At 72.7% G+C, this 5414-nt stretch carries 3 protein-coding genes; all 3 read left to right on the forward strand.

Translation table 11 applies throughout. From position 1 onward, the window contains the following. The coding region (locus Q7W29_09845; GenBank protein ID MDO9172122.1) for a Smr/MutS family protein at nt 1–1898 on the forward strand (1898 nt) is incomplete at its 5' end. 112 nt (nt 1899–2010) lie between these two features. Next, entirely contained in the window at nt 2011–3777 is a 1767-nt protein-coding gene (dnaG, locus tag Q7W29_09850) for a DNA primase (GenBank protein ID MDO9172123.1), read from the forward strand. A gap of 4 nt (nt 3778–3781) precedes the next feature. Then, the coding region (gene rpoD / locus Q7W29_09855) for an RNA polymerase sigma factor RpoD (GenBank protein ID MDO9172124.1) at nt 3782–5414 on the forward strand (1633 nt) is incomplete at its 3' end.

Raw genomic sequence — 5414 nt, forward strand, 5'->3', positions numbered from 1 at the left:
ACGCCTCGCCCCAGCTGTCGCGCCTGCGCCGCGAGGCGCGCGAGCAGGAGCGCCAGGCCCGCGCGGCCGTGCAGCGCGCGATGGCCGACGCGCGCGAGCGCGGCTGGACGACCGGCACCGAGGTCACGCTGCGCGGCGACCGCCTGTGCCTGCCGGTCCGCTCGGGCTCGAAGCGCCTGGTCGAGGGCATCGTGCACGACCGCTCGGCGACGGGCGGCACCCTGTTCATCGAACCCGCCGCGGTCGTCGCGCTGCAGAACGACCTGATCGAGACCCGGCTGGCCGCCGCCGCCGAGGCCGAGCGCATCCTGCTGGAGCTCAACCGTGCGGCGGAGGCGGCGGCGCCCGCGCTGCGCGAGGCCTGCGAGCTCTCCCTGCGCGTCGACGAGACGCGGGCCGCCCTGCTGTGGAGCCGCGCGGTGCGGGGCGCGCGCCCCGCGCTGGCCGTGGGCGGCGCCCTGGACGTCCGCGTCGGCCGCCACCCGCTGCTGCTGGACCGCGAGGGCGCGGACGTCGTGCCGCTGGACCTGGCCATGCCCGACGGGGCGCGCGTCCTGGTGATCAGCGGCCCCAACGCCGGCGGCAAGTCGGTGGCGCTGAAATGCGCGGGCCTGCTGTGCCTGCTGGCGCAGTGCGGCTGGGACGTGCCGGCGCGCGAGGACACGCGGCTGCCGCTGCTGGGGCGCCTCGACGTCGACCTCGGCGACGACCAGTCCATCGCCCGCTCGCTCAGCAGCTTCTCGGCGCACCTGTCCCACCTGGCGGGCTTCCTGTCCCGCGCCGACGGCGACTCCCTGGTCCTCTGCGACGAGATCGGCAGCGGCACCGACCCCGACGAGGGCACGGCCCTGGCGTTCACCGTGCTCGAGGCCCTGGCCGACCGCGGCGCGCTCGTGCTGGCCACCACGCACTCCGGCCTGCTGAAGGCCGCCGTCGCCGACCATCCGCTGATGGTCAACGCCGCGATGGACTTCGACGAGACGAACCTGGCGCCGCTGTACACCCTGCGGGCGGGCGTGCCCGGGGCGAGCCACGCCTTCGCCATCGCCGCGCGCCTGGATTTCCCGGACGGCCTGGTGGAACGGGCCCGCGCGCGCGTCGGCGAGGACCGCTTTCGCATCGAGCACCTGCTGACCGAGCTGGGCACCCGGGCCCGCGACCTGCAGGAGCGGCAGGTCGAGGCCGGCCGGCTGGTCGAGGCGTCCCGCCGCGAGCACGAAGCCCTGTCGCTGCGTCTCGCCGGCATCGACCGCGAACGGACCGCCGCCCTGGCGGCGGCCCGCCGCGCGGGCGAGGAGTTCCTGGCCGAGGCGCGCCGGACCCTCGAACGCCTGGTGCGCGACCTGCGCGGCGAGGGGCCGCGGACCCGCACCATCCGCGACGCCCGTGACGAGCTGGCCGGCCTGGACGCGCGCCTGCCGCCCGAGGCGCCGCAGCCTCCCGTCGCGACGCCCGCCGCGGGCGACCGCGTGCGCGTGCCCCACCTCGGTCTGGACGGGCGGGTCGTCGAGGTCCGCGGCGGCCGGCTGGTGGTCCTCGCGGGGGGGATGCGCCTGTCCCTGCCCGCCGGCGCGATCGCGGCCGCCACCGGCGGGAGCGAGGACGGGACGTCCCGGCCGGTCGCCCCGTTCCCATCAATGGTCGCCGGGAGCTGCGACGCGACCGAACTCGACCTGCGCGGCTTCCGCGCGGAAGAGGGCTGGGAGGCGCTGGACCGCCTCATCGACCGGGCGATCCCGGCCGGCACCGGCGAGATCGGTGTCATCCACGGCTTCGGGACCGGCCGCCTGCGCGCCTACCTGCTGGAGCGCCTGGCCCGCGACCCCCGCGTCGCCGGCTTCCAGGACGCCCCCGCCGACCAGGGCGGGCAGGGTCGGACCGTCGTCCGCCTGGCCTGAACGCGGGCCCGCGCCCTGGAAATTGGACTTCCGGGTGGTAAACTGGTACGTTGGCCGATCGCGGCGTGCGCGCAGCGAGGAGTCGGACCAGGGCCACAGGAGCGTCGCGCCGATGTCACCCGTTCTGCCCAAGGACCTCGTTGCCCGCATCAAGGAAGAGACCGACATCGCGGCGGTCGTGCGCGAGTACGTCACGCTGCGCGCCGCCGGGACGAACCTCGTCGGGCTCTGCCCCTTCCACCGCGAGAAGACCCCCAGCTTCAACGTCAACCCCCACCGCCAGATCTACAAGTGTTTCGGCTGCGGCGAGGGCGGCGACGTCATCTCGTTCCTGATGAAGCTGCAGGGGCTGTCCTTCCCCGAGGCGCTGGAGATCCTGGCCCGTCCCCTCGACGTGGACCTGGCCCGCTTCCTGGTGGACAACGACGAGGCCGAGGGCGAGCGCCAGGCCTTCTTCCGCGCGCAGGAAGCGGCCGCCGCCCTGTGGAGCGAGGCCTACTGGGGGCGCGAGGGCGCCGAAGCCCGCGCCTACCTCGAGGGCCGCGGCTTCGGGCAGGAGATCCTGCGCCGTTACGACGTCGGTTTCGCGCCGGCCGCCACGTCGTGGCTCGTCGAGGGGCTGACCCGCCGCGGCGTCGACCGCGACCTCGCCCAGAGGACCGGATTGGTGCGCGCCGGGCACGGCGGAGAGCCTTTTGCTTATTTCCGCAACCGGATTATCTTTCCCGTCCGTAACATCGCCCAGCGCATCGCGGGTTTCGGGGGTCGGATCCTGGGCGAGGGGGAGCCCAAGTACCTCAACTCCGCCGAAGGTCCCTACTTCAGCAAGCGCGAGTTGCTGTACGGCTTCGCCATGTCCCGGATCCCCATCGCACGACACAAGACGGCCATCCTGGTCGAGGGCTACCTCGATCAGATCGCCTTGGCCCAAGCGGGCTTCGGCAACGGCGTCGCGACCTGCGGCACGGCCTTCACCCAGGAGCAGGCGAAGATCCTGCGCCGGGGCTGCTCGCGGGTGTTCGTCCTGTTCGACGGGGACGCCGCCGGGATCAAGGCCTCGGTCAAGGCCGCGGCCGCCGCCCTGGCCGGCGGGCTCGAACCCCGCATCGGGAGGTTGCCGCCCGGCGAGGACCCGGCGTCCTTCTTGCTTGGGCGCGACGCGTCGGCGCTGACCGCGGTCCTGGAGGCGGCCCCGGGCTACCTGCAGCTGCTGCGCGACCTCGCCGCCGAGAGCGGGCGGGGGCGCGAAGCGCGGGAACGGGCGGTCAAGCGCGCGATCGAGGCCGTGGCCGGCGTGCCCGACCCGATCCGCCGGGCCCTGCTGGTCGACGAGGCGGCCGAGGTCTTCGGTCTGGCGCGGGAACTGGTCGGCGCGGCGGTCGCCCGGCACGCGGAACCGCCCCGCGCCCCCGGCGCCGCCGCGGCGCGGAGCGACCCGGCGGGGGGGACCGTGGCCCAGCCCCTGCAACCTGACCGGGGCCTGCTGCGTGTGGACCCGGCGACGGTCGAGCAGCAGATGCTCGCCCACGCCCTGGCCGACGAGACGGGGGACGCGGCCGAGGCGATGCTGGACCTGTGGCCCGAAGCCGACTTCGCGCTGGAACCGGCGCGGCGGCTGCACGAGGAACTCGCGGCCTGGCGCGAGCAGCGCCGCCTCGGCGGCGCGCCGCCGCCGGCCGGATTCGTCCAGGAACGTTGGCACGCCCACGACGACGGCTTCCGCCGGCTCGTCACGGACCTGCTCACGAACCAGGAGGCCTGCAGCACGGGCGACCACGTGCGTGTCGTCCGCGACTGCCGCCATGTGCTGGAACAAGACCGCAAACGACGCCGCGACAGCGACAGGACCAGGACACGCGCCGGCGGACGAGGGGAATAGGCCTATGGCACAGACGAAGCTCGAGGCCGTGGTCGATCGGATCCGCAAGATCGCCAGCGACAACGGCGGCTACCTCCTGCTCGACCAGGTGAACGAAGCCATCGGCGACGTGGACCAGGTCGCCGAACTGTACGACCGGGTCCTGGACCGTCTCCTCGAGATCAAGATCGAGGTCTACGACAACTACGAGGAAGCGGCCCTCAAGCGGGCCAAGGAGACCGAGCGCCAGCGCCGCCGCACCGCCCAGCAGCGCAAGGCCCAGCGCAGCACGATGAAGTTCGACGACCCCGTGCGCATGTACCTGCGCGAGATGGGCCGCGTGCCGCTGCTGACCCGCCAGGGCGAGGTCGACCTGGCCAAGCGCATGGAGACCGGCCGGCTCGAGGTCCTCAAGGCGACCATCCGCTCGACCCTGACCCTGCGCGAGCTGCGCCAGATCGGCAACCAGCTGATCATCGACAACATCCAGGTCGACGAGGTCGTGCAGCACGACAGCAGCACCTGGAACGTCCACTACTCGCCCCGCAAGGAGGGCCAGCGCATCCTGCACGCCGTCGAGGCGATCGAGAAGTGGCAGGAGGAGCTGGTCGCCCACAAGCTCGAGCTGAAGAAGAACCGCACCGGCCCGCGCGCGGCCACGCTGACGCGCATGGTCCAGTCCCGCGAGCGCAAGATCCTGGACACCTTCCTGGACCTCCACCTGTCGCCGCAGCAGATCGACCAGCTCTCCAACCGGCTGATCCTGGTGCACCGCAAGGTCGAGGACCTCGACGCCCGCCTGAAGGGCGCGAGCAGCACCGTCGCCCGCGGGATCAAGAAGCAGATCGGGGAGGTCGAGCGCGAGGTCGGCCTCGAGCACAAGAAGCTCTCGGTCGTCGCGCGCGAGATCGAGGACGGACGGCGGGAGGTCGAGACCGCCCAGCGCGAGATGATCGAGGCCAACGTGCGGCTGGTCATCTCCATCGCGAAGCGCTACACCAACCGCGGCCTGGAATTCCTCGACCTCATCCAGGAGGGCAACAGCGGCCTGATGCGGGCGGTCGAGAAGTTCGACTACCGCAAGGGCTACAAGTTCTCCACCTACGCCACCTGGTGGATCCGCCAGGCGATCACCCGCGCCATCGCCGACCAGGCCCGCACGATCCGCGTGCCGGTCCACATGATCGAGGCGATCAACAAGGTGAACCGCGCCCAGCGGCAGCTCGTCCAGGAACTCGGCCGCGACCCCTCGCCCGACGAGATCGCCAAGAACCTGGACATGCCCCTGGAGAAGGTCAACGGGGTGCTCAAGGCCAGCATGGAGCCGGTGTCCCTGGACCGCCCCATCGGCGAGGACGAGGACAGCAGCCTCGGCGACTTCATCGAGGACACCGCGGCCGAATCCCCGTCCCACGTCGCCGCGCACGCGATGCTCAAGGACCAGCTGCACCGCGTGCTCAGCACCCTGTCGCGGCGCGAGGAGAAGGTCATCCGCCTGCGCTTCGGCCTCGGCGACGGCACGCCGCGCACGCTCGAGGAGGTCGGCACGATCTTCAAGGTCACGCGCGAGCGGGTGCGGCAGATCGAGGCGAAGGCGCTGCGGAAGCTGCGGCATCCCAGCCGCTGCCGCAAGCTGAAGGGCTACACGGAAATCGTTT

Source organism: bacterium, from assembly GCA_030654305.1.
Classification (GTDB): domain Bacteria; phylum Krumholzibacteriota; class Krumholzibacteriia; order LZORAL124-64-63; family LZORAL124-64-63; genus PNOJ01.

Excerpts from the sequence above, each read along its gene's own strand:
- dnaG (MDO9172123.1), top strand. The coding sequence starts at position 2,011 with ATGTCACCCGTTCTGCCCAAGGACCTCGTTGCCCGCATCAAGGAAGAG.